Annotated in this window: 23 protein-coding genes; 7 read left to right on the forward strand and 16 right to left on the reverse strand. The window is 60.8% G+C overall.

The features are described 5' to 3' along the window. Positions 1 to 273: 273 nt before the first annotated feature. Entirely contained in the window at positions 274 to 1,179 is a 906-nt protein-coding gene (locus B2246_RS02545) for a LysR substrate-binding domain-containing protein (RefSeq protein WP_286962560.1), read from the reverse strand. A gap of 248 nt (positions 1,180 to 1,427) precedes the next feature. On the opposite strand from B2246_RS02545, the gene B2246_RS02550 reads away from it, so the two are divergent. Continuing rightward, complete coding sequence (locus tag B2246_RS02550) at positions 1,428 to 2,543, forward strand: porin (protein ID WP_008652355.1); 1,116 nt, start codon at positions 1,428 to 1,430, stop codon at positions 2,541 to 2,543. A 90-nt stretch (positions 2,544 to 2,633) separates the two neighbouring features. Beyond that, positions 2,634 to 3,077, forward strand: coding sequence for a GFA family protein (locus B2246_RS02555; protein WP_286962561.1), 444 nt, complete (start codon positions 2,634 to 2,636; stop codon positions 3,075 to 3,077). 247 nt (positions 3,078 to 3,324) lie between these two features. Here B2246_RS02555 and B2246_RS02560 read toward each other — a convergent pair whose 3' ends face one another. The 4 genes from B2246_RS02560 to B2246_RS02575 form a co-directional block, all read right to left on the reverse strand. Further along, entirely contained in the window at positions 3,325 to 3,879 is a 555-nt protein-coding gene (locus B2246_RS02560) for a DUF3455 domain-containing protein (protein ID WP_051705425.1), read from the reverse strand. A 629-nt stretch (positions 3,880 to 4,508) separates the two neighbouring features. Then, complete coding sequence (locus tag B2246_RS02565; RefSeq protein ID WP_286962562.1) at positions 4,509 to 4,949, reverse strand: hypothetical protein; 441 nt, start codon at positions 4,947 to 4,949, stop codon at positions 4,509 to 4,511. A 1,341-nt stretch (positions 4,950 to 6,290) separates the two neighbouring features. Further along, a complete protein-coding gene (locus tag B2246_RS02570) occupies positions 6,291 to 6,434 on the reverse strand; it encodes an entericidin A/B family lipoprotein (protein WP_008652347.1) in 144 nt (47 codons plus the stop codon). A 524-nt stretch (positions 6,435 to 6,958) separates the two neighbouring features. Further along, positions 6,959 to 7,309 (reverse strand): VOC family protein, encoded by a 351-nt coding sequence (locus B2246_RS02575; protein WP_186425606.1) that lies wholly within the window; start codon positions 7,307 to 7,309, stop codon positions 6,959 to 6,961. A 199-nt stretch (positions 7,310 to 7,508) separates the two neighbouring features. Here B2246_RS02575 and B2246_RS02580 point away from each other — a divergent pair, with 199 nt between their 5' ends. Then, positions 7,509 to 8,498, forward strand: a complete 990-nt coding sequence (locus tag B2246_RS02580) for a Bug family tripartite tricarboxylate transporter substrate binding protein (RefSeq protein ID WP_008652344.1) — start codon at positions 7,509 to 7,511, stop codon at positions 8,496 to 8,498. A gap of 118 nt (positions 8,499 to 8,616) precedes the next feature. Here the strand turns inward: B2246_RS02580 and B2246_RS02585 are convergent, their stop codons facing one another. The 5 genes from B2246_RS02585 to B2246_RS02605 all read right to left on the reverse strand — a co-directional run bounded on the left by B2246_RS02585 (position 8,617) and on the right by B2246_RS02605 (position 13,406). Beyond that, positions 8,617 to 8,901 carry a septal ring lytic transglycosylase RlpA family protein gene (locus B2246_RS02585; RefSeq protein ID WP_035883331.1) on the reverse strand — a complete coding sequence of 95 codons (285 nt, stop codon included), beginning with the start codon at positions 8,899 to 8,901 and terminating at the stop codon, positions 8,617 to 8,619. Positions 8,902 to 9,449: 548 nt separating this feature from the next. After that, on the reverse strand, positions 9,450 to 10,313 hold the full coding sequence (locus B2246_RS02590; protein ID WP_286962565.1) for an oxidoreductase: 864 nt from the start codon (positions 10,311 to 10,313) through the stop codon (positions 9,450 to 9,452). Between the two features lie 172 nt (positions 10,314 to 10,485). Continuing rightward, positions 10,486 to 11,151 carry an NAD(P)H-binding protein gene (locus tag B2246_RS02595; protein ID WP_035883334.1) on the reverse strand — a complete coding sequence of 222 codons (666 nt, stop codon included), beginning with the start codon at positions 11,149 to 11,151 and terminating at the stop codon, positions 10,486 to 10,488. Between the two features lie 19 nt (positions 11,152 to 11,170). Then, a complete protein-coding gene (locus B2246_RS02600; RefSeq protein ID WP_286962566.1) occupies positions 11,171 to 12,181 on the reverse strand; it encodes an AraC family transcriptional regulator in 1,011 nt (336 codons plus the stop codon). Between the two features lie 337 nt (positions 12,182 to 12,518). Continuing rightward, positions 12,519 to 13,406: an isocitrate lyase/PEP mutase family protein gene (locus B2246_RS02605; RefSeq protein ID WP_008652339.1), complete on the reverse strand. Its 888-nt coding sequence runs from the start codon at positions 13,404 to 13,406 to the stop codon at positions 12,519 to 12,521. Between the two features lie 182 nt (positions 13,407 to 13,588). On the opposite strand from B2246_RS02605, the gene prpR reads away from it, so the two are divergent. Beyond that, a complete protein-coding gene (gene prpR, locus B2246_RS02610) occupies positions 13,589 to 15,526 on the forward strand; it encodes a propionate catabolism operon regulatory protein PrpR (RefSeq protein ID WP_286962568.1) in 1,938 nt (645 codons plus the stop codon). Between the two features lie 426 nt (positions 15,527 to 15,952). Here the strand turns inward: prpR and B2246_RS02615 are convergent, their stop codons facing one another. Both B2246_RS02615 and B2246_RS02620 read right to left on the reverse strand, forming a co-directional pair. Further along, positions 15,953 to 16,414: a cache domain-containing protein gene (locus tag B2246_RS02615; protein ID WP_286962569.1), complete on the reverse strand. Its 462-nt coding sequence runs from the start codon at positions 16,412 to 16,414 to the stop codon at positions 15,953 to 15,955. A 354-nt stretch (positions 16,415 to 16,768) separates the two neighbouring features. After that, a complete protein-coding gene (locus tag B2246_RS02620) occupies positions 16,769 to 17,062 on the reverse strand; it encodes a carboxymuconolactone decarboxylase family protein (protein WP_234707034.1) in 294 nt (97 codons plus the stop codon). A gap of 281 nt (positions 17,063 to 17,343) precedes the next feature. Here B2246_RS02620 and B2246_RS02625 point away from each other — a divergent pair, with 281 nt between their 5' ends. The 3 genes from B2246_RS02625 (at position 17,344) to B2246_RS02635 (ending at position 19,095) form a co-directional block, all read left to right on the forward strand. Then, complete coding sequence (locus B2246_RS02625; protein WP_008652332.1) at positions 17,344 to 17,694, forward strand: YggL family protein; 351 nt, start codon at positions 17,344 to 17,346, stop codon at positions 17,692 to 17,694. A gap of 381 nt (positions 17,695 to 18,075) precedes the next feature. Beyond that, on the forward strand, positions 18,076 to 18,291 hold the full coding sequence (locus tag B2246_RS02630) for a hypothetical protein (protein WP_008652330.1): 216 nt from the start codon (positions 18,076 to 18,078) through the stop codon (positions 18,289 to 18,291). 618 nt (positions 18,292 to 18,909) lie between these two features. After that, complete coding sequence (locus B2246_RS02635) at positions 18,910 to 19,095, forward strand: hypothetical protein (protein WP_008652329.1); 186 nt, start codon at positions 18,910 to 18,912, stop codon at positions 19,093 to 19,095. Between the two features lie 142 nt (positions 19,096 to 19,237). Here B2246_RS02635 and B2246_RS02640 read toward each other — a convergent pair whose 3' ends face one another. The 4 genes from B2246_RS02640 to B2246_RS02655 form a co-directional block, all read right to left on the reverse strand. Further along, positions 19,238 to 19,615: a DUF427 domain-containing protein gene (locus B2246_RS02640; RefSeq protein ID WP_286962571.1), complete on the reverse strand. Its 378-nt coding sequence runs from the start codon at positions 19,613 to 19,615 to the stop codon at positions 19,238 to 19,240. Between the two features lie 308 nt (positions 19,616 to 19,923). After that, complete coding sequence (locus tag B2246_RS02645) at positions 19,924 to 20,616, reverse strand: GntR family transcriptional regulator (protein ID WP_008652327.1); 693 nt, start codon at positions 20,614 to 20,616, stop codon at positions 19,924 to 19,926. Between the two features lie 247 nt (positions 20,617 to 20,863). Then, a complete protein-coding gene (locus B2246_RS02650; protein ID WP_008652325.1) occupies positions 20,864 to 21,466 on the reverse strand; it encodes a PAS domain S-box protein in 603 nt (200 codons plus the stop codon). 166 nt (positions 21,467 to 21,632) lie between these two features. Then, positions 21,633 to 23,717 carry a ParB/Srx family N-terminal domain-containing protein gene (locus B2246_RS02655; protein WP_286881808.1) on the reverse strand — a complete coding sequence of 695 codons (2,085 nt, stop codon included), beginning with the start codon at positions 23,715 to 23,717 and terminating at the stop codon, positions 21,633 to 21,635. Positions 23,718 to 23,912: the final 195 nt, after the last annotated feature.

The following is a 23,912-nucleotide window of genomic DNA, read 5'->3' on the forward strand; positions in this document are numbered from 1 at the left end:
GGCAATCGGCGCCTGGCGATGCGGACGGCGCTTCTCTACCCAGCAATAAAGCGGTTCAGACAGGGGCCTCGCCCGGCGCGCTGCTAGCAGATCGCGCCGGGCGAACGATCGGAATGAACCTTTGCCGAATGACCGCGGTGCGGTCACTTCTGCTAGTCCGATTCCATGACTCGATGATGAATTTTTGGTCCGCGAGGCACAACTACAGACACGGTTGGACGCGCATAAGGAAATCTTTTGCTTATGCGCGGTTTTAGTGCGGTTCGCCGCGAATCAGGACGAGGCGACGCTTGCCTTGAATTGTTCTTTGACCAGCTTGATAAAGTCTTCCACAACCTTCGATCGCGGCTGATGGGAGGGCAGAACCATGGAGAATTGGAACTGTACGGCCGGCGACAAAGGACGCCAGACCACACCTGGATCTCGCACTCTGCGCGCGGTGAAGGGATCAACGACAGTCAATCCAAGTCCGCCTGCGACCAGGCTGCATGCCACGTGACCGAGCGATGTGACGACCGAGCGCTTGCAGGTCACGCCAGCAGCGTCGAGTTCCATCTCCAGTCGCATCCGTACCGGGCTATTGCGATTCAGCGAGATAAGCGCCTCATCCTGCAGGTCGGTAATCTTCAATGACCTCTTGCGGGCCAAAGCATGGCCACGCGGGAGTACGCAGACCGCCGCGACGCTTGGTAGCGGGAGAACATCGACCCCGGGGTACTCATCGCCGGACATCTGAACGAATCCGATATCGATCTGGTGCGCTGCGGCGAGCTCCATGACGCCTAGAGAATTCCTGACGTCCAGCGAGATCGCCAACTCGGGGCGGGAGAGTGAGAACTGCCTGACGCATTCGCTGAGCAGGCTCAATCCCAGCGTATGCATGGACGCAACACGCAGGGTACCGATGCGAGCGGATTTCAGATCGAGCGCCACACGCTCGATCTGCTCCATACCCTGGTAGAACCGGTCCACCTCGCGGAACAGCCGCTGGGCTTCGGCGCCCGGAATCAGGCGATTGCCTTCACGCCGGAACAGACGGATTTCAAGTCTCTTTTCGAGGTCCCTGATAAGCGCACTCACCGCGGGCTGGCTGATCTTCAGCCGTTCGGCGGCCACGGTCATACTGCCGGACACCATGACACTACGGAACGCTTCGAGTTGGCGGGGATTCAGTTGCATAGGTAGCTAAGGCGAAGGCCGATGCCATGACTTTTGGGGGCGAGCCTACAACGTAGCACGCTGCCGCGCCCATAAATTTCTCTTATGCGCGTCCAACCGTGGCTGGGGTTGTTCGTCATGAGGGACCAGCGTCAGAATTTTGTCATGGGATTCCAAAGTCCCATCGAGCCATAACAACAATGAATTCACGGCGCGTATGCCGCCCTTCTTTGGGACGGAGCCGTCCCCATTTACGAGGAGACCATTGAATGAAATGCAAGTACCTTGCTATTGCGGTGGCAATGCTGACTGCGAGCAGTGTCCAGGCGCAATCGAGCGTTACCCTGTATGGCGTTGTTGATGCCGGTATCGAGTACCTGAACCATGCTGTCGCATCGACGGGAACCGTTGCACCGGGTGCCAAGGGTTATAGCCTGGTGGCCTTGCAATCAGGCAACCAGTCCGGATCACGCTGGGGGCTGCGTGGCATCGAGGACCTGGGTGGCGGCCTGAAGAGCCTCTTTGTTCTGGAAAGCGGATTCTCCATCGACACCGGCACGAGCACCCAAAGCGGTCGCCTGTTCGGACGCGGTGCCTACGTCGGACTCGAGAATCAATGGGGCAGGCTGACGTTGGGCCGCCACACGGTGCCGTTCTATGACTTTGCGGTGACGTACGATCCGATGGCGATTTCGAGCCGCTACTCCATCGGCGCGCAGGATCCCTTCATGGGAGCGGCGCGTGCCGACAACTCTGTCAAGTACATGGGCACCTTTGGCGGCCTGAGCGTGACGGGACTGTATAGCTTCAACTACAACAACCAGGAAGTTCCGGGCAACTTCACGAACGGCCGCGAGTACTCTCTCGGCGCGAACTATTCTGGCGGCTCGTTCTCGATTGGGGCGGTCTACGATCAGATCAACCAATCGGCCGCCACGGCATTGCAAACAAATAGCCTGACGCAACGGGCAGCGGTGGCCGGTACGTACGCCTATGGCAACGCCAAAGTTTATGCCGGCTACCGTTATGCACACGCGTTCAACGGTGCCAGCCTGCCTGGGTCCACAGTGGCTAACACTGCGTCGAACCTGGCCTGGGCAGGTGTTGGCTATCAGGTGACACCTGCGCTCTCATTCACTGGCTCGGCCTATTACCAGAACCTTCGCAACTCCCGATCCGGCAACCCATGGCAGTTTGTCATGGTGGCCGACTACGCGCTGTCGAAACGTACCGACTTATATACGGTAGCGTCGTATGTGCTTAACAAGGGCAAATCGAGCCTGGGCGTGAATGGCTTCAACAGCCAGTTGGGGACGACGAGCGAGGCCGTACAACCTGGCGCCAATCAATTCGGGGCTGTAGTCGGTGTTCGGCACAAGTTCTGAGCCGACCGGTACGGCGACCTGCCTCTCAAGCGGTGCCACATGTCCGTGCTATATATCTGTCCTTTCGACAGCATGGCGAGGTAGGTCCGCATGGCAAAGGAATCGATTCGGGTACCGTGTTCCGTGCATTGCCTGTGTGGCGCCGTCAATATCAAGCTGAATGGCCAACCTCAGGCAAGGGCTAATTGCCACTGTCGGTCGTGCCAGGATTTCTACGGGACTTCAATGTTGTCGGCGACTGCGTGGCTAGCTGAACAAGTCACCGTCGCCAGTGGTAGCGTGTCGAGCTTTTCGCACCCGTCAAAAGACTTGTCGCGAACATTCTGCTCCGGTTGCGGTGAGACGGTGTTTGGCACGAACCGGCTCGGCATGCGCGTCCTTCCCAATACCATTTTCGCCCGAGCCGCTGGCGGTGAAGTGCCCGACGAAATGCGACCAACGATGCATCTTTTTTACCGGCATCGGATTATCGACATACAGGACGAGTTGCCGAAGTACCTCGACGGATGGGACGGCCCGACTTACCAAGCTTAGTTATGCGTCGAACCTCGACGTGTCTTCGGAACTCAGCGCCGAGTGTGAGCGATTTGCGACACGTTTGCGAGAGACCGCAATGGTCGGCTATCGACGGTCCGGCCTAAGATAGATCCCAGTGCACTGCCTCAGTACTCGTCGATGTGGACTATCGGTCGACCTGCACCGCGAGCGATCCGGCTTTCACGACGGCTGCGCCAGTGGCAGCACAGCGCGGCCACACAGTACACGTGCACTCGCACTACGTTCATTCGAGGAACACGTACTCCGCGAGATAGGGGCTACGCCCTTCCTCGCCCTCGTGCACGCAGGCTTGCGCGGGGGCCGCGCCGCCGTGCGTGGCAAGCCGCTGCACATAGTGCACCGTGCTCAGGAGGCCCGGACCGCCCGCATTGGTGGAAGAGAGGAGCAGCATTGGAATCGCCGCGCTGTCGTCGGGATTGGCGGCGTGCTGCAGCAGCTTGCCAGTGATCCGGCTGCCGTCCAGCGCTTCCCACGACGGCCCAGCGCCGTGCCTGACGACGAGCCGGCCGGAGGCGTCGTAGAGATCGGCTTGTGGCGCCAGAAAGGTCCATGTCAGTTGATTGGCGGCGTCGCGCCTGCAGACGTAGATCTGCACGCCCGATGCCTCGAGCGAGGCCACCGCGTGAGTCATGCCGGCGGGCTGCAGCACGCCCGGCACCGGCGACTGGGCCAGGGCCAACGAAAGCGCCACGCTACCGGCCAGCGCCGTCGCGATCGCAAAGGCGCGTCGCGTTGCCAGGCGGACGCCACGGCTGCCTCTACGAATCGATTGGTCCATGCGTGTTGTCCTCGATGAATGTCTCAGCGTGCCAGCCGATCATACCGGGAAACCGCGGCGAGACGCGGGCGCCGCCGTGCACGTCACTTCGGTTCGTGCACAACGGGGCGCGTGCGTAATCCACAACATCGGTCGATCAGGTGTGCAACTTCAAGCTACTGACGCATTCGACCCTTCTCTGTCATTGGCCAATGGTTGGATGAGGGGCAGAGTCCCACCACGAAGCGTCATCCATGTAAGGATCGGGCAATCTGCGCGAGCGTGTCACCTTTGCGCCACCGCTCCCACATCAGTGCCTTTTGTGTCTCGGTGTAGTAGATCCGCCGTCTTTGTTTCATTTGCAGCACCCCTCAAGCTCGCAAAGCCTTAAGTGTGTTGCATTGACCGGTTGAATCCGCGGCCGGCAAGCGCCCGATTGCCCAGACGGTCGGAGAACCCCGGGGCGACAGGCGGTAGCCAGCCCATTTGAGACGATCGCCGCTAGGCCGCTATCAGGCTGAAGGTTGCGCGAGAACGGCCACTCAAGCCGAGGGAAGCTGATTCAGCGAGCGTTCCTGAAATATGGCTTGCGATCTTAGTTCGCGACTGCGACTGAAGCTTGGGGTTGTGCCGGACGCAATCGCTGACGGTCAATCGTGATGTTTGCCGTTTTTTTTGTGCTTGTGATGGTGCTTGTCGTGGCCACTCTCGCTGGAATGTGAATTGTTGCGGGAGATGTTGCCGCCCAGTGCGGCACCAGCGCCGCCGCCCACTGCGGCACCGACGAGCGAGCCGGTCGTTCCACCCATCGAATTACCGGCTGCAGCGCCAGCACCGCCGCCAACGGCGCCTCCAATCACGGCGCCCGTGCGCTCACGACTATTTGACGTCGCGGCGCCGCCAGCAGCGCCACCCACGGCGCCACCGATAACGGTGCCCGTGCTGCCGCCAATTGCGTTGCCGACGGCCGCGCCGGCAACGCCGCCTAGCGCACCGCCCGCTGCGTTTTTCATGTCGCTAGCCGTGGCGGAGACCGACGCAGCAGCGACAGCGGTAGCAATTGCCATTCGGGTTGCAATCTTCTTGTGCATTGATTTGTCCTAGTTTTTGAATGAGTTCGAACAAGCATAACATGGGATGTAATCCGCACATGTGCGTAATTTTGCTTATAAAATGCTAACGCCTGTTATTGCCGGTCATCATCTGTTTTGCAAATTGCGCAATTATGTCTTACAGAAGCAAATAATCGCTGCGAAGTGGTCAATCAGGCTTGTTCCAGCACAAAGTTGTGTTGCGCGCGCCGGGACTGTCGGTGCGCAGACGAGGACAAATCTCTCCTCAACAAATGGAAAAGTGGCGGATCGCCAGCAATTGAAGAGTTGCCCGATTACCAGGGAACCGAGTTTTCAGGGCCTTCACAAGTGAGTGATTTGTAAAGAAAAAGTAAGCGACGATGGTGACCTTAGTGGGCTCACGTCCGTCGGATGATGAGCCCGCATCCCTATGGATGGTCATTAGCATCCTGCTGTCCCCTTGTGTCGATGGCTCCTCGGACGAGCAGCCGCGCTCCGTAGCGCTTTGGCGATTGGAGGTATGCGTTCGGAGGAGTGCTTCAGATTGTTCCCGCGGGGACAGGGCGCGTCGCTTCGAGAAATTGTGCAATGCGGTATTCCGCCTGCTGCACTAACGGCAAACACCACAAGGGTATCGGCCATCTGCGAACCTTCGCCAAAGGCTCCACAGTGACATTCAATTGAGGGATCAATCCAGATAGTGGACGTTCCGATTGAATACCGTGCGGTTCGCCAGTAGATGCCGATCGGCACGCAATCGGCGGAGGTCCATTACCGGCGAATTGAAAACCGGCTTCGCCGGGTGATTATTCGCCGGATCCGACCTGGTGCTCACCGTCTGCGCATCAATCTCGCATCAGTTCCTGCGCAAAGAGTCATGCTGATCGCCGCGACCACTCCGAACAGCACATGCGCCTCCGCGCTGGTCGCTGTCCCTTGCTCGTCCGCGACCTGTTTCGTGCGAGCAACTCGCTGTGAACGGCCTTGATGCCGGGGCAGTTGCGAGCCTCGGTTTCCAGGATCGTGCACGTTGCGGCGTCACGTACTGTGTCTCGCAATGTCTCGATGCCGTCGTGCGCCTCTGCACATACCGTATCCGCATCAACCGTCTGCGCGAAGCGTTCGTCGATGACAACAACGAGCTGCGAGTCAGACTGAGGCAGCATCGTGTCGCCGATTGAGTCGTAACGTTTAGTCCCAGCACCGCAGGAACGGGCGCGTGCTCCGGAATGGCGCTGCCGGCGCGCTGCATATCCGAGTGCTCCGGATCACGGCGTATGGCGCTCGTAGACGATCGCGATGGTTCTTCGCTCACGGTGTCTTTCTCCTTGGCGACGAAGCCGCTGACCTGCCAGCACACTACATCTTCTGCTTTGTGCTCTCCGCGGCGCCTTGCACCTTCTCGCCGCCGCGTTCGATGTCCTTGCCCGCGCCTGAAATGGTGTTGCAGCCAGCGATCAACAGCATGCCTGCGAGAGTGATAAGTGCGTACAGTTTCCTCATGACGATCTCCTTGCTTTCCTTCGACGCGGGCACGCCCCGCTGATGGATTAGCCCGGACTGCTTAATTGAGCGTAGCAAGCAAGAGACTGTGCGAGCAGTCAGCATTCGTCCTACATCGGTGTCGGCGGGCAGCGCAATGGGCTATTCATCAATTGGCAGCCCCGCATTGGAACGTTCCATATGAGCGATCGCATCGGTTTCGCTCGCGCAGATCATAAGGACGCACGCTCTTCGAGAACCTTATGAACGCCTGCAGCTATCGCAGCGCCGCGAGAGGCGCAGGCGCTGTGCGGCGCTGCGATATGGTGCTTCAAAGCGACTGCGGGCTCTCGCCGCGCTCCGAGATTGGAGGAATTCCGACATCGGTATCGATGGAATCCACCTAGTACAAAACTACGAATATTGAAAGGTGGAGCGTCGAAAGATGGAGCGTTCTGTTTGGCAGGCATCTGCACTAAGCGGAAGTCGCGGCCTGCTTCGCCTCACAGTTCATGACCGCTCCACGCTGGCATCTGCACATACGGCTACGTGTGAGCGAGGATGTTGACCAGCTTTCCATAGGGGTCTCGGACGAAGAACCTGCGCACGCCCCAAGGCTCGTCGACTAGCCCACGTTCAATGGAAAAGCCTGCATCTCGCATACGCCGGTGCGCCTCGTCCGCGTTATCCACTTCAATTGACAGGTCCGGCACAGGCGCGCCGGATCCGCCCTCTGCTGCAAAACTGACTTGAATAGTCATTTCAGATTGCGAGCCGTAGGTTCGAATCCAGCCGTGGTCCATCAGGAGCTCAAGGCCAAGAACATCGTGATAGAAGACGTGAGCACGCGTTAAATCAGCGACTTCAATATTGGCCACTACACGTTTGACTTTCAAATTGCACTCCTTCTGGTTTATTAGGGCTGGCTGCCAATGATCAGAAGCGGGCCCGCAAGTCAAGACGCGGAACTGTTCTCATGTGGTTGGCATGCCAGTCGGGACGCGGCTCAGGGACTTCACAAATATGTCATATAAACGTCACAATACCGGACCGATCCACGCCTCGCAGAGCGTGGCCGTATCTGGAGAGAGAAAAATGACGATGCCTGTTGCCCGCCGTGTCCTGCACGCCCTTGCCACTCTGGCCCTGACCCCACTGGCGTTTGCCGCGGGCGCCGCGCATGGGGCCTGGCCAGAGAAGCCAATCCGGATGGTGGTGGGCTTTCCCCCGGGCGGCCCGGTCGATACGCACGCGCGCATTCTTGCCGAAAAATTGCAGCCCATTCTCGGGCAGTCGGTCGTGCTCGACTACAAGGCCGGCGCCGCCGGCAATATCGGATCGGACAACGTCGCCAAGTCCGCGCCGGATGGCTACACGTTGCTGATTGCCAATACGGGCCAGATGACGATCAATAATGCGATCTATCCCAAGCTGCCCTACAGCATGCCGAAGGACTTCGCCCCCGTGGCGCGTACCGCGCTGATTCCGCTGGTAATGGTCGTCAACAACAACGTGCCTGCAAAGAATCTGAAGGAATTCATCGCCTATGCGAAGGCGAATCCTGGCAAGCTGAATTTTGCATCGGGCGGCAATGGCGGTATCTCGCATCTGATGCCGGAGATGTTCAAGCAGGCATCGGGCACGTTCATCGTTCATATCCCTTACAAAGGTAGCGCGCCGGCACTGACGGACGTGATGGGTGGCCAGGCGCAGATGATGGCCGACTCCATTCCGTTGTTCACCCAGTACATCAAAGGGGGCAAGGTACGCGCGCTGGCGGTAACGTCGGCCAAACGATCGCCGGCGCTGCCCGATGTGCCGACGATGGAAGAAGCCGGCCTGAAGGGATTCGAGGTGGTGGGCTTCTACGGGGTGCTGGCACCGGCCGGCACGCCGAAGGACATTGTCGACAAGTTGTCGGCCGCGCTGCGTACTGTGCTGGCGGACCCAGATACGAAGGCCAAGCTTGAATTCCAGGGGGCCGAACCAGCGTGGCAGTCGCCGGACGCCTTTGCGGCGACGATCGCCAGCGAGCAGAAGCGGTGGGGACAGGCCGTCAAGGCATCGGGCGCGCGAATCGACTGATATGGCAGGTGGTAAAGCGGTGGTCTCGTGCATGCCCGACCACCGCATTGCCTCAATCATGTGAGGGCCGCGCGTTTAGTGCGTTGCCTTCGCTGGTTGAATCCGCACGCAAAGCAAATCAACGCTCAATCTCCACCCGCATCGACCGCGCATCTGGCAAGCCCAAAGCTTCCGCCGCGGCATAAGAGAGATCGATAATTCGGCCGTCGACGTATGGTCCGCGATCGTTGATGCGAACGACAACCGATTTTCCAGTAGCCAACGATCTGACGCGCACATGGCTGCCGAGCGGTAATGTTCGATGGGCGGCAGTCAAGGCGCTGCTATCGTAGCGTTCTCCGTTTGCGGTCAGATGCCCCTGGAACGTTGCCGAGTACCATGACGCCTCGCCGGATTGCAGCATTTCGTGCTCGTGCCGAGGGCGACAGGAATCTGCGCCGCACGCGGCATGCCTGGACGGAATCTCTCCGCATGCAGTGAACAAGGCGCAGATTCCCAAGACTCCCAGATAGCGAAGTAATAGCACCATGGACCACCCGTCAGTGATTGAGATGTGGCTCTAACGGTCTCCAGTAGTTTGCGTTGGCGGCGCGGCCGGGTTACGCAATACCTTGAGAATATTCTAGGTGACAGGCCGACGCCCCTTAAGGTCGGACCCAACGACAGGCTCGTTTCTGGGCTGTCGGTCAAATGTGGTCCAAAGGGCCTGTATTACCCCGGAGCTGCTCGGGACTCGGGCTATCGCAGCAGATAGACGCGAACGCCGATCGCTGTTCCCCGCGTGCTCCGCGCGGTCTCCACACAGCTACGATAGGCGCGCAATGCGGGTCCCAGATTGTGATTCAGCGCATGCAGGCGCATTAGCGCCATCTACGCGGGTTCGTGGAATGGGTCGAGCCGGCAACTGCTGCGCGTGTTTCAACGCCTTGGCGTAATCGCGTCTGTCCTCACTCAACTGGCTGCGCCGCACGAGCGCCGCTGTGCACGGTGGGGCATTCTGGCAGCCATGCGCATGAGACTATCGAACGCGCGATCTGACAGCAGGCGTCGCATGAAAATCATCGGCCGGGCACCGAAGCCGACGGCGTAACGTGTCTTTGGACGAGCGGCATTGACAGCCTTTGCGATAGTCTCTGCGATCAGTTGGGGTGGCGACTGACGATTGCCGTTGGCCTCGTTGATCATCAACGTTGCCACCGCGCTGGCCTGGGGCGCATACGAGCCCGTGCCGGATGCCTTCTGCAGGTTTTCCGCTGCAATGCCGGCCCACTCCGTCTTGATCCCGCCCGGCTCAATCACCACCACGTCAATGCCGAAGGGCTCCACTTCCATGCGCAGGCAGTCACTGATCGCCTCCAGCGCGAACTTGGTGCCGTGGTACCAGGCACCCATAGGCGTGTGGATCTTGCCGCCCATCGAGGTGATGTTGACGATGGTGCCAGATCGCTGCGTGCGCATATGTGGCAGCGCCAGCTGGATCAAGCGCACGGCACCGAACACGTTGACATCGAACTGGGCACGCGCTTCTTCCAGCGGCACGTCCTCGATCGCACCATAGGCACCATAGCCGGCGTTATTGACCAAGACGTCGAGGCGGCCAGACCTGGCGATGATCTCCGCTATGCCTGCCCGCATCGCGGCGTCGTCCGTCACGTCCATCGCTAGCACGTGGACACCGGCGTCGGCCTGGCTGCGCATCCGCTCCACGCGACGCGCGGCCGCGTAGACCGTGTAGCCCTGGCCGAGAAGCTTGAGTGCGGTGGCTTCGCCAATACCGGAAGAGGCGCCCGTCACGAGAGCAACTTTGGAATTCATGGTGACTTTTCCTGATGGGGTTGAGGTGGAAGGCGACCCGGATTCGGTTCGCCTTCCTTGCCATTGACTGTACGCATCGAGCGGCGTTGGGCCTCTAGCGATCGGCGTCACGATTCAAGCAAAAAGCGCCAAACGCCTCGCGAGCGGCGTCAAGGCATGGTCCCCGCCGTGCTCAGGGCTCGCTGCCAATGCTGGCGAGCATGCCGGAAGACAGAATGACCATCCCCTCGGTTGCCGGCACGGTCTTGACCAGTGACTGCGCGACTGCGCGTGCATGCACTGGCCGATAGGCTCCGGGTAGCAGCGGGGCCAGCAGCTTCGCGATCGGGATGGCAATTTGTTCACCGATGCGCGGCGGTTGCTGCAGGCCATCCCGGGAATCCAGCAGCAGCGAAGGCCGCGCGATCACGAGCGTCGTCAGCCCCAACGACCTGAGGGCGTCCTCCAGTTCACCCTTGACGCGGCTGTAGAACGTGGAGGACTTCGCGTTTGCGCCAACCGCACTGACCAGACCTGCGCGACTGGCCCCCGCGGCAAACGCGGCCTTGGCTACAGCCAGATTGGCCTCCAGGTCGACAGCGCGGAACGCCGCCTGACTGCCCGCCACCTTGATCGTGGTGCCGAGCGCCAGATACACCTCGTCGGCCTGCGGGAGCGCGGGCAGCCGGCTGAAATCCACAATATGGACCTGAAGCCTGGGATGGCGGACGCGCAATGGGCGACGGCTCAGGGCGTGCACCTGCGCGACGGTCGGGTCTGCCAGCAGAGCCTGAAGCATCAGGCCTCCCACGAGTCCGGTGGCGCCGGCCAGCACCACGTTGCGTTGATCGATAGGCATGGACAAGGTGTGCGTTTCCTCAGTTAAGGTGCATGGCATGACGGGCGCTGTCAGGCGTTTGCCCGGTCCATTCCTGGAATGCGCGATAAAAGGAGTTGGGATCCTCGAAGCCGAGGAGGAAGGCGATCTCGCCGCTGGACATCTTGGTATTCCCCAGATAGTGGCGGGCCAGGCGTTCTCGCGTGGCGTTGACCAAAGCGCGAAAGTTCTCGCCCTCGTCTTCAAGGCGACGCTGCAGCGTACGCTTGCTCATGCCCAGACGCTCGGCAGCATTCTCGATGGTAGCGGCGTTGCTCGGCAGCAGTTCCAACAGGACGGCGCGCACGCGCTCCGCCGTTGCCGCTGTTGCGTCGAGTTCGCTGAGCCGGCGGCGCAGGTCAGGCTCGAACACCCGCCACATGCCTTCGTTCACTGTGAGAAACGGACGCAAGGCATCTTCGGCAGAGAATGTGACGCTTGGACTTTCCCCCGGTGTAACAGGTGCGCCGAAAAACTTCTCGAAACGCCGGACGTAGGCGTTCGGCGGCAGTCGGGGAAGTACCACCCGCAATGCCTTGATGGGCTCGCGGGTCCCGAGGCGGGTCAATCGCAGGAAGAACGCGATCTCGGCCACCTGCAAGGAATACGGTACATCGGCCTGAATCGACAGCCAGCGGGGCGAGACTGTTAGCTCGCTCGACGGTCCCACGTCCACCTCCAGGCTCATGGGAGCGACAAGTTGCTTGTATTTGGCAAGGCGCTGTACCGCCTGCATCAGATTGGCGCTGCAAAGGGCTGCGAACAGCGGCGGATCGAAAGACTCCGCCGCAATCACTTCGACGATGCGCAATGGAAACATGGTGTCCGCTGCTTCGGTCTCCAGGGCACGCCAGAAGCGGAACCACTCGTCGGTGGTCAGGCTTCGCTCGCCGCGGGAAAGCATGTCTTCGGGAAGTCCTGCCCTGCGGAGAATCTGATCCGGTCGTAGGCCGAAGTCCTTTAGCAAGGGCTGCCACCCTATGTCCAGGGAAAAAGTTTGGCTGCGCCTCATGGGGTGCTCATCGACAACTCTCGTGGAGCTCGCGCTATGGAATAGGTCGACCCAGTATAGGGCGCCAAGACCCAGTTGGACATGCGAAGCGCGCCAGCCTTCCTTCAATGCGCGCCAAGTCTGGCGACGGTCTGGTGGCGCTCAGACGACGTTCGGCGTTGGGGCCAGGGAGGACTGCTTATGGCCGGTCTCAGTCGCCGGCCTCCCGCGCGTGGGCGCGCTGAGCCGCCAACCATTACCTTGACCCCAACGTGCTGTGCGCTGCGGTGAAATCTACCTGTTCAGTAGTCCGGGAGCCACGATCCTTTTGGAAACTCTTCCGGCGTGGCCCTCCCGTTCAATGATCGTTTGCTGCGTATTCGCGATCGAGCCGGTCGTATAGAGGCTTGTTGACCAAGCGTTGCCGCTCGCTGAATGGCGCCACCAGCGTCGCATCCTCGTCAAGCCGGCCATTCGTGCGCAGCGTGCTGAGCGCCCTCTGCATGCCAAGCACTGCGCCTTGTAGCGTTGCATTCGCATACAGCACAAGTGCGTAGCCAAGGCTGGCTAGCGTTTCGCGCGACTGTACTGGCGTCTTCCCGCCGATCACAATATTGATCAGTTGTGGCGCAGCGATCAGCTTGGGCAAACGCTCGACGTCGGCAAGTGACTCGGTCGCTTCGATGAAGAGAATGTCCGCCCCCGCCTCAATGAAGCGATGGCCGCGCTCAATGGCAGCCTCCATGCCATGCACCGCTGCGGCATCCGTGCGCGCCATGATCAGCAGGTTGGGGTCCTCGCGCGCATCAACGGCAGCGCGGATCTTGCCAAGCATTTCACTCGTCGCGATGACCTCCTTGCCCGAGAAATGTCCGCATTTCTTGGGCATCACCTGATCTTCAATTTGAATCGCATCGGCGCCGCTGCGTTCGAGCGTTCTTACCGTGTGCCGTACGTTGAGCGCATTGCCGAAACCAGTGTCGGCATCGACGATCAATGGTAGCGCGACCGCATCGCGGACCCGCGCAGTGTGTTCGGCAATTTCATGCAGGCCGATGAAACCGAGATCGGGTAGGCCAAGCGACATATTCGTAACGCCGGCTCCCGTCAGGTATAGCGCCTCGAACCCGGTTTCCTCGACGATGCGGGCGCTCATTGCATTGAAGGCGCCAGCCACCAGCAGCCCTTGGCGTTCATTGACCTTGGCGCGGAATGCCGCACGGCGGGCGGCGGATAAGGTAGTCATTTGATGTGTCTCCAGAGTAGGAGACGGTGTTTTTGCACGGATCGTGCCAAGATCCCGCACCTGCCGTTGTTTCTTTCAAAAACAATGACTTACAAGATTTCATACCGCGAACACGCTCATGCGACAATGTTCCACATGTTTCTCGGGGCGTTCCAAAAGCGTTCCACTCAGGAGCCTCCAAGATGTCAACGCTCATTTCACATCCAAACCAGCTCCGCCCGGGCATCGCGCTGGTCAGCATCAGCCGGATGAGTACGCTGTGTGAGACCGTCGCGCCTCGCTACAACGAGCTGGCGCGTTTCTTCTCGATTCGCGCGGGCTACGGGGCTGCCGTGACCGCCCTCCAGGCGTATGTCGACGCAGGCACGGTTGACGTCGTGCTGGCGGCCGGCTCGAACGGCGCGTATCTGCGTGACAATCTCAGTGTGCCCGTGGTGATGGTCAAGGTGAATGGCTTCGACGTGCTGAACGCTATCACGCAGGCCATCACAGCGTGGCCGGGTGAGACCATCGGTTTGGTGCTGCACGAATCGGTGTCGAGGGAACTGGCCAACCTCAGCGGCTGGCTGAATGTTGCATTGAAACAGCGCGCATACCGTTCGATCGACGAGGTGCGTGCGGCCGTGGATACGCTTGCTGCAGAAGGCTGCACCGTCATCATTGGTCCCGGCATGGCATGCGATCTGGCGCTGCAGGCGGGATTGCAATGCGTATTTCTCTATTCCATTGGCGCTGTGGAGGAAGCGTTCGAACGCTCCATTGAGTTGGCACGCATGAGTCGCCAGAAGGAGTCAAAGCGCGTGCGACTCAACACCATCGTCGCGCATCTGCGCGACGGCGTCGCGGCATTTGACGAGGATGGGCAGCTTGAGGTGGTGAATCCGGCGATGTTGGATCTGCTCGGCCTGAACCGCTCCAGCGACGTGGCGTCACAGCTCCTGGGGGCGGTCGGCCCGCACCTGCGCGAAACACTCGATGCCGATTCGCCGAGTAACGAGCGCATCGAACAGATCGGCGGTCGCTCGCTGATTGTCAACTGCGTGCCAATCGTTGAGCACGGCTCACGCTCCGGAGCGGTGGTCACTGTACAGGACACCCTAATCGCACAACGCATTGACCGCTCGTTGCGAACCAATCAGCGGCCGAAGCATCTGGTGGCGCGGCATAACCTGGCTGATCTGATCGGCGGCTCCCCGGAGCTTGAACGCGTGCGGTGGCTAGCGGGAGCCAGCGCCGCGCACGACGCTACCGTGCTACTCACAGGCGAAAGCGGCACTGGCAAGGAACTGGTTGCTCAAGGTATTCACAATGCCAGCCGTCGGCGTGGCAACCCATTCGTCGCGTTCAATTGTGCGGCACTGCCGGAAGGTTTGATAGAAAGCGAACTGTTTGGCCATGAAGAGGGCGCCTTTACCGGCGCACGGCGTGGTGGAAAGCCGGGCCTCTTCGAGGTCGCGCATACGGGGACCATTTTTCTCGATGAGATCGGTGAGATGCCGGCCGCGTTGCAGAGCCGCCTGCTACGTGTATTACAGGAACGCGAAGTGATGAAGCTCGGCTCTGGTCGCGCAACGCCAATCGACGTCCGTGTCATCGCCGCGACGCATCGTAATCTGCGCGAGTTGGTCAAGCACGGCACATTTCGCGCCGACCTGAATTTCCGGCTCAATCTGCTACAGATCGAACTGCCGCCCTTGCGTGAGCGGCGCAGCGATATACCTGGCCTTGCGCAGCATCTGCTCGCACGGAGTGCAGCAAAGTACCACCTGCCAGCCACCGTCACGAAGCACATTCTGGAGTTCCTCTCGCCGCTCTTCGAGCTTTACACATGGCCCGGAAACGTACGGGAGCTTGAAAACGTCGTAGCGCGCGCGGCGATCTATCTGAGCGATGGTTCAGGCAGTGCGCGGGAAGACCTGCAGGCCATGTTTCCCGAGTTTGGAGAGATGCAATCGCTGCCTGTTGCAGCGGACAGGCACAAGGTTACCGACGCGCCGTCTGGGACCGTGACTCGGGACGACATCATGCGAGTCCTGCAGGCAAACGGTGGCAATCGCGCCGCTGCGAGTCGTACCTTGGGGATCGGACGAACGACGCTTTGGAGGTTAATGAAGGAGTAAGAAAGAAGCTGCGAATGGCCGCTTCAGGAGCCAGGCAACGCCGTTTTCCGCGTACCAGCGGTCGAGGCTCGTGGCAAGCCGCCACCATTCTCGACTTCAGATTCAAAGGTCGTGGGGGGCGGCCGTCGCAGAACGACCCTGAACTGCCCTTCGACGCGGGGTAACCTCTACGGCTGCTTCCAGAGGGATCCGGTCTCCGCGCAGGCTTGTCACGTGCACCGGTTCTGTGGATAGCTGACAAGGTAGCAGGCACGACAAACTCGACGCGAATGACCCAAGGCGGGTATCAAAACTGATCAGCGCCGATGGCAAACCGCACATGCGGAGTGAAGGGCATCAGAACTGACCGGTCACGCGAGACAATGGCATTGTGCGGGCATCGGAGTTCGGCAGTTCGCCACCGATTTGGCGGTTGGTTTGGTCGCACTACTTGTAGTAACCGACGCCGCATCCCAGGCCGGCAACCGCAGTAACGAGGCTCGCCTTCGGCACCCACGTCTTGTCAGCGCCGGCCTTGGGAGACATGTAGCCGACCTCGTTGACCTGGCCCTCTTTTGCCGCGTCATAGAGCCTTGGTCCATACACGTCGCCCGTAGGGTCCCTGAATTCCCTGGCATCCTTGCCGAGCAACCCCTTAACGTTGGGATTGCCGACCGCGACGAGGCGTCCGTCGCTGAGGTTGAAGCAGAACGGATAGAGATCGCCAACAAGAAAGCCATTCTCGCCGTTGTTGATCTGGTTGAGCGTCCTGGCCTTATCGGTTGTGATGGCCGCAACCGTCTTTTCAAGCATGGCCCTAGCGTCCGCCGCGGTACCTTGCGCCAATGCCGTAGCCGAGAACAAGGCAGCCATGGCGCCTAGCGTGCCAATCACGAGTTTACGAAACATGGACATTCCTCCTTTCTCTTCGAGCAAGTGGCAGTTGTCATGCACCGCGTGCAGCCAGCAAGGCATCATGTCCAAACATTGCCCCACTTGACCAGTCTACTCGTGCCCGCCGACGAGTTGATAAAAAGAGGTGGGGCGGCTACTTCCGGATTGGGCCCATCGTGTCGATCCCGAGCGTGGTCGAACGGCGTGAAGCGCGCGGCGTGGCGCACTAGATACGCGCCGGCAATATCACGCAGGTAATCAAAGGCGAAGTTACACTTCGCGGACCTGGAGTCACCGCCTATCGCTGAAATCCGCGGTAGCGTTGCCCCAGCCGACGCGAGGATTGTCAATCGGCGGCCGGCGCGATCATCACTTACGTTGAGGCGACCACTCGGTGCCGCCGTCTGAGCCATTCAACATTGTGCTGTTGAAACGGACGAGCGCGGCGGTTGCAATGGCCTCCTTTATTTGAGCATCGGTCGCACCAGCGGCTTTTGCCGCTTTAGTGTGAGCGGAAACGCAATATGCACAAGGAATTTGTGCTGCCACACCGAGGGCAATGAGTTGCTTGGTTTTCGCATCTAAAGCTCCCGTGGGATTCATCACGGCCCGAGATTCGTCCCAGTGCGGCTTCAGTGCCTGGTCGGGAAGTGTCTGTTTCATCCATTCAGGTGCCTCCTGAGCCCTGACGCCTGGTTCCGTTGCCAGGGCCAACAGCAGTGCTAAACCGGCGCTCGCCAGTAGAGTCCTCATGACTGACATGACTGACCTCCCCAAGTAAGATTGAAGCGCTACTGAGCGTGACACTGAGGCGCCAGGACTGTCAATCGGCTCGGTCGGCGTCCCGCAGTTGGATGCCGTCAAAATACGGTCGTCTTGCCGCGACAATCGAGGTACGATGCCGGTCTTTCAGGCCGGCCGACCAGTCCAAAGGAGCGATACCCATGAGCCAAAGACGTAGCCGTCGCCAACGCAAGAAGCTGCGAGTGGCGGAATTTCAGGAACTCGGATTTCTCGTCACAGCGGAGCTTGCCGTAGGACTGGGTGCGGACGCAAAGATTGCTGCCTGCGAAGCCTTCATTGCCGATTGCATCGAAGCGAACCAGCTCACCTATGGTGGTGCAATAGATGACTGCCTGGATGGATTTGTATCCCCGGAGGGGAATCGCAGCTCCTCCACGGAGGAACACCGCCAAATCGTCCTGGACTGGCTGAACGGCCGGGCTGAGTTCGGTGCTGTGCGCGTCGGTCCGCTGATCGACGCGTGGTACGGCAATTTCGCGGAACTTGGCTGAGCCTTCATATGCCACGCATTGAAGGATGCTGCCAGGAGACATTCGTCCGCTCAGCGAGGCCGTGGTGAGTCGGATCGAAAGCGTGCAGGAAGATTCCTTGTGAGGTTCGTTGAAGGGAACTGGCGCAAGCCATCTCGGAATCGCCAGTGGATGAGGTGTCTTCTTTTCCCGCACTGTACGATTTGAGTTCCGAACGGCAGGTCAAGCAGGAACCTTGCCAGTCCGGCGGACGTCTCAGGCAATCTTGCCTTGCGCGAAACTGCCGGTTTTCTTTTGTGTGGAGCCTGACGGGCGGCCGATTCGCCGGTCACCAGCTCGGCGCGCATTGCAGTTCGGTCAAGGCGCAACAATCAGACGTGGACAGACTAAGCGGACTTCGATATGAATAGCAAACAACGCCGCAAAGCCTACCGAAAGAGCCCCTACCAGATCGAAACGACATGGATGTTCAGGGGCGCGCAGGTGATCATCACGCGCATTGCAAGCCCCACCGCCGTCATCGTCGAGTTTGAGGGAGCCGGAGCACGCACGCATGTCCCCACGCGTGCACTGGAGCCACGCGGCCCTAACGGAAGCATGTTCCGCCCGCTGCCGTAGTTTCTCGGCCTTCCCCGCATCGGCACTTGGCGGGACTGGCATCCTCGTCGTGTGCGTCGTTGCAACGTGTGGCTGCCCGACGGGTGGAATGGGTCGGGAGGCTTATCGAAGCACGCTGCTGCCGTAGCTGGTGCGGACGCTCGGTGCGAGTGACGGCGACCGCGCCCTATCTGTGTAGCAATTCTGGCCCTCCGGTGTCGCCGGTACCGGGGAAGGGAAACCAACGGTCATTGCCAGAGGGCCCCTCCATGGGGAAACCCCGGGCGCCTATGCTCCCCGTACGGCCGACCCGACGGTCACGGCGGCTCCAATGCGCGTGGCGCGCGCGGATGCGGGCACGGCGGCTGGCCGCGTGACCATCCTCGCCCCGCATTTCCTGGTTTTCCATCGATGGCCGGAAGGTCGCACGCGACGCCAGCAGCCCCTCAACCTTTGTGTGCGTAAAAGTTAACTTTTGAGTTCGCCTTAGAAATTGGCTGATCTTGATAATTAGCATCAGCAGGATGGCACCTGTCTCATCGCAGCCATACGCACTATTACCTAATGCTGCATTGCGACAATTCGTCTGCTACAATTCGGGAAAACCCCATAAGGGTAATCCCTGAAAGGAAGGACGCCATGAACACCCAATCCGATATCAAGCTGACCGATCAACTCGAACGTGACCTCATCGAGCGCGAGCTCGGCGCCCAAAGCATGGGCTTCGGCAACGACGTGAAGCGCGTGATTGCCTCGATCCAGAATGTTTTCACCCGCCTGCAGGCGGAAGCGCGCAAGGCGAAGGTTGCCTACGCGAACGGCTGATTGGCCGGGAAGTCTGAACGTAGTAGCGGGTAGATAGCTGTAGTTGGTACCGAAACGCGGTGCGTTGGCGCCGCGTGGGAATGAGAGCCGACCCGCCACACACGTGCATCGTGTGTGGCGGGTCGGCTTTTTTGTGCGCGATTTACGGTGTGATGTCGATGCTGTCGACGCGATCGGGATAGAACGCGATGTAGCCTGCAATGGCCGACACGGCCGGGTAGGGGGACTCATAGGTCCAGACGGCATTCTCGGCGCGCGCCCCGCCGGTGGGGATACTGTAGTAGGCGGCATCCCCCTTGTAGGGGCAGTAGCTGCCATGTGAGGTACGCGACAGTTCAGACATGTCCACGTCCTCGCGCGGCACATACTGAACAGCCGGATAGGCTGCTTCCTGAAGTGTCAGCGCGTTTCGGGTATCGGCAATCACTTTGCCCGCGACTGTTACAACCACACGGCTGCCCTGGCGGGTGATGGTGATTGGGTGGTCGGGACCGGGAATCTTGATGGGTTTGTCTGGCATGGGGGCCTCATCTGGCTGGCACAGCGAAAAAACTGGCGCGGCAACGTTGCCGCGCCTTGCGCTGACATCGACATACGGACGAACAGGAACCTCATGCCGCCAGCGCCAATGATGAAAAAACCGCCACGGAGGGTGACGTGAGGCCAGAAGAGAGGGATCCTTGGCCTCGGAGAAAAAGATAGCAAGCGCCATCGTTCCAGGAAAGCGTTCTCACGGAACACACTTTTCGAGGGCGTAAAACAATAGCCCCGTCACGGTTTCGCGACGGGGCTATTGTTTTGCAGTTGCTTTGCGAGGCGGATGCGACGTCAGGCGCCAGACTGCTCTTCGATCCAGAGCGACAGCCGGACCTTGTAGGCTTGCTGGATATGGCGCCGCGCGATCTGCTCGGCCCGCTCGGGGTCGCGGGCTTCCAGTGCCTGGACCAGCGCCATGTGTTCCTCATACGAGCCACGCGCGCGGCCTGGAACGGCCAGCGTGGAGCGCCCCAGCAGTGCCATGGATTCGTGCAGCGAGCGCAGCGTCTTCAGCAGATAGCGGTTGTGGGCGCAGCGGTGCAGCGTCTCGTGGAACAGGCGGTTGTTCATTGCCAGCTTGTCGGGATCCTCGGCGAACGAGAGGTCGCGTTCGACGATATCGCGCAGCAGCGAGATCTCCACGTCGGTGGCGTGGCGTGCGGCCAGCGCAGCGGCGGTGGACTCGAGCACCTCTCGCATGACGTAGAGTTCACTGACCATGCTGGCGTCGAGGCGCGTCACGATCATGCCCCGATTGGGTTCATTGACAACAAGCCCTTCTGACTCGAGCCGCGACAGCGCCTCGCGCACTGGCGTGCGCGACAGGCCCAGGGATTCCGCGAGTTCGACTTCTCTCAGGCGGGTGCCGGGCGGCAGTTGACCTGCCTGGATGGCCGATCGCAACTGTTGATAGGCGCGCTCGGAGCGTGGCAGCGAGGCGTTCTGATCGCCGTCGGCGCCGGCGACGAGGTCCGTAGGAAGCATGGAGTCGTGAAGTGGGGATCTGCAACTTCGCCACAGGCAGCGAAGTTCGCTATTCAATCAACTGGTTAATGATGCGAGACAACCCAGGGCCATCCGGTGGCCGTCGCGCGTTCCTGCCAGCATGGCTGGAACGGGAATGGACAGAGACGGCACCGGGAAGAGGGAGATTCTACCTCGCATGCCGGCCCTCGGACCTCCAGGCGCAATATACGCCCCATCACGCCGCGGTTAATCCTGCTTTGCCCGACTAGGGCGTCAGCGGTGTCTGAAGCACGCTCATGCCGAGACTGGTCAGTCCCAGGCGCCCGCGCACGCCCAACTTGCGATAGACGCTGGCGACCCGGCGGCGAATGTCGTCGGCCGCCACGCCAAGGCGTCTGGCAATCTGCATCTCGGTGGCGGATGTCAGCAGCAGCAGGAATACCTCCTGCTCGTAGGGATCGAGCAGCCCCAGCAGGTCCGGCGGCAGGAGATATGCGCACGCTGGCTGCCGAAGGATCGTGACATCGCGCGCGGTGCCGAGTCGCAATTGATGTGATTCCAGCCAGCGTGCCGACCACGAGAAGTGGATGTCACTTCCATCCCGGTGCCGGTAACGGTTCTCGAAGCCAGTGCGTTTGTGGCCGGCCAGCACCTCGCTGGCTTCCTTGATGGTGCGATCGCGGTCGCGCTGGACCACAAGTTCGAGCATGGTTTGTCCGATGAGGTCGGACTGCGCAAAGCCCAGCGAATCGTGACATCGGGGGTTTACGTACCGGATGATGCCGGTCTTGTCGACGAGGAAGACGGCGTCTGGCTGGGCATCCGCCAAGGCATGGATGGTGTCCTCCGACAGGATGGGCTTTGCCATGGGGCGATCAACCGGACACGGAGAAGTCACCGCAAGGCAGGTTGCATGTCGCCATGGACTAGCGTCCCAGAGGAATGTCGATGTGCGGATCGTAGCGCAAATGGATGCGGATCGAAACGAAAAAGCCGGCCTTCGGGCCGGCTTTCTCCGTTCCGCGACAAGTCGCTCAGTGCGTGAGCTTCAAGCGATAGTCCACCGCGTACGGCAGTTTGCCTGGCTTTGCCGATCCAAGCGGTTGTGACAGCGCCGTGAATTCCGTTTCGTTCAGCGCATCGAGCCGGCCCAGTGAAGCTGCCGTCTTGCCATTGCTGACCACGGTGTCCGGCGTCAGGGCAACCATTGCCTCCGCGGCCGCGTGGACGGCGGTCAGGTAGCTGGGGGTGTCATTCAGGTTCACCTTCTTCAGGTCCACCACCGTGCGCAGCCAGTCGCCCCAATAAAACTCGGTGAACTCGGTGGCGTCCGCCAGTTGCTGATAGCCGATGTCGCGCGCGAAGTAGACCAGTGCGCGGTACGGGTCGTCATTGAGCCCGTTGCCAAGGCCGAGGGAACGCGGAAGGTCGGCCGGGTACGACGGGCGGTCACCATCCTTCGACCAGACCAGCTTGCGCTCCCGCAGCGTGCGGAAGAACGCGGCGCGGCTCAGGGTCGACAGGTTGTCTTGCACGCGCACGTAGATCTTGGTTTGCGGACCACCGCTGACGGCTTCCCACAGCGAGGTGAACGTGTGATGGCCATCGGTCAGGTAAGGCTCGCCGTAAGGGCCGACCACCAGCGTTTTCATATCGGCCGGCTTATCGCCAATCGCCTTCGTGCAGGTGAACGAGGCCAGCGTATCGATGCGGGAGTTGGCATCCGACGTCTTGGTCTTGTTCTGGCCGTTGGCCTCGCAAACGTCGTCAAATCGCTTCACGGGGTCGGCGGCGTAGCGGCCCAGCTTGTAATAGATCTGGTCGCGGCCGATGGCGGGTTGCGTCGGGCGCAGATCGGCCAGTGTGACGAGGATGACGTCGTTGGCCTTGGCCGATAGGTAGGTCGAGACCGGTGCGGGGGCGGGCAGGGGGGCGCAGACACCAGGCAGCAGTTGCTGGGAGCCCGGGACCTGGCGCAACTGGTAGGCCAGTTTGTTGCTGACCGGCAGCCACGCCAGGCCTGCGCTTTGCGACAGGCCGTTGACCGTTTCCTGCCACGAGCCAGACACCAGGCCGTTGGTCGTGCTGCCGGCAAGGCTGTTGTAGGTGAGCGTGACGTCCGACGGGATGTTGTCCGCAGCCAGCGTATTGCCCGCGATCGAGACAATGTTCCGGCGCGTGCGGCCTGTACCGACGTTCTTGCTGTCGAGTTCGGGCTCTGCGCAGAGCCAGTCGCCATTGATGCCGTTGGCTGTCACGGGCGCGGCGGAACGCACGACCCAGCTACCTGGGATGCTGCTGGAGCCGGCTCCGGTTTCATCGACGAACAATGCGACGCTGCCTTGCTGCCGACCGACGAACAGGCGGCCCACCTTGGCGCCGGCAACCGTCAGGGAAAATGCGCCCGGATAGCGGACCTGGTCGGCGTCGGGAGAGAGTTGGCCGGATTGACCACCCGCGCAGGTCGCGCTGTAGCTCTGTCCCGCGCAGACGCGCACCGAGCCATCCGATTGGATGCCAAGCTGGCCCGCGATTGCGGTGCCCCCGGCCTGGCGCATATAACTGTAGGTACCGGCGATGTCGGCCAGTTGCGCGCCACGGTTGGCGGCCGATACATAGCCTTGCAACAGCGCGCCATTGCCAGCGACGAGGTTCGGTACCTGGCCGAGCGCGCCGGACAACACGCTGTCATCGAGCGTGAAGCTGAAGGTCACGGTCGACGCGGCCGTGGCCAGGGCGGCAGGGACATCGTTCGAGCTGGCCGCGAGGTTTTTCACGCGGTAAGTATTGCCGTCGACCGAATACTGGCCGACCAGTGTGCCGGCCAGACCGAAACGGGAGTCGAGGAAGCGTAGCGTCAGTTGCCCGGCCGCCGGCTGGTCGAGTTCGATGGATACGGTATCGCCAAAGCTCACCGCCCCAACGTAGAGCGAGCCGCCCGCCAGCGGCTTGACCACCGCAGGCTGCGTCGTGCCGCCGTTGCCATTGCCGTTACCCGAGCCCGTGCCGCCGGTGCCGCTGTTGCCGCTACCCGCGCCGTTGTTGCTGCTGCCGGTGTTCGCCGTGCCATTGTCATCGCCGCCGCACGCGCTCAGCGCCGCCGCCGCGAGTACCAGCATCGTTGCGCCAATACCCTGCCGAACCCAAAGTCCCGGTGTCCTCGCCCTGCTTCCCATGTCCGATTCCCTTTTTTGACTTGTTGTTGAACGTGTGCGCTTGGCGACACGTGGTCGCGCGCCAGTCTAGGGAGCGGGAATGACAGACTCGTGACAGCCTGCCAATCGGACAGGACATGGGGTGTGCAACACGCGGCG

Origin of the sequence: Cupriavidus sp. UBA2010 (assembly GCF_002335265.1) — a bacterium.
Taxonomy (GTDB): Bacteria; Pseudomonadota; Gammaproteobacteria; order Burkholderiales; family Burkholderiaceae; genus Cupriavidus; species Cupriavidus metallidurans.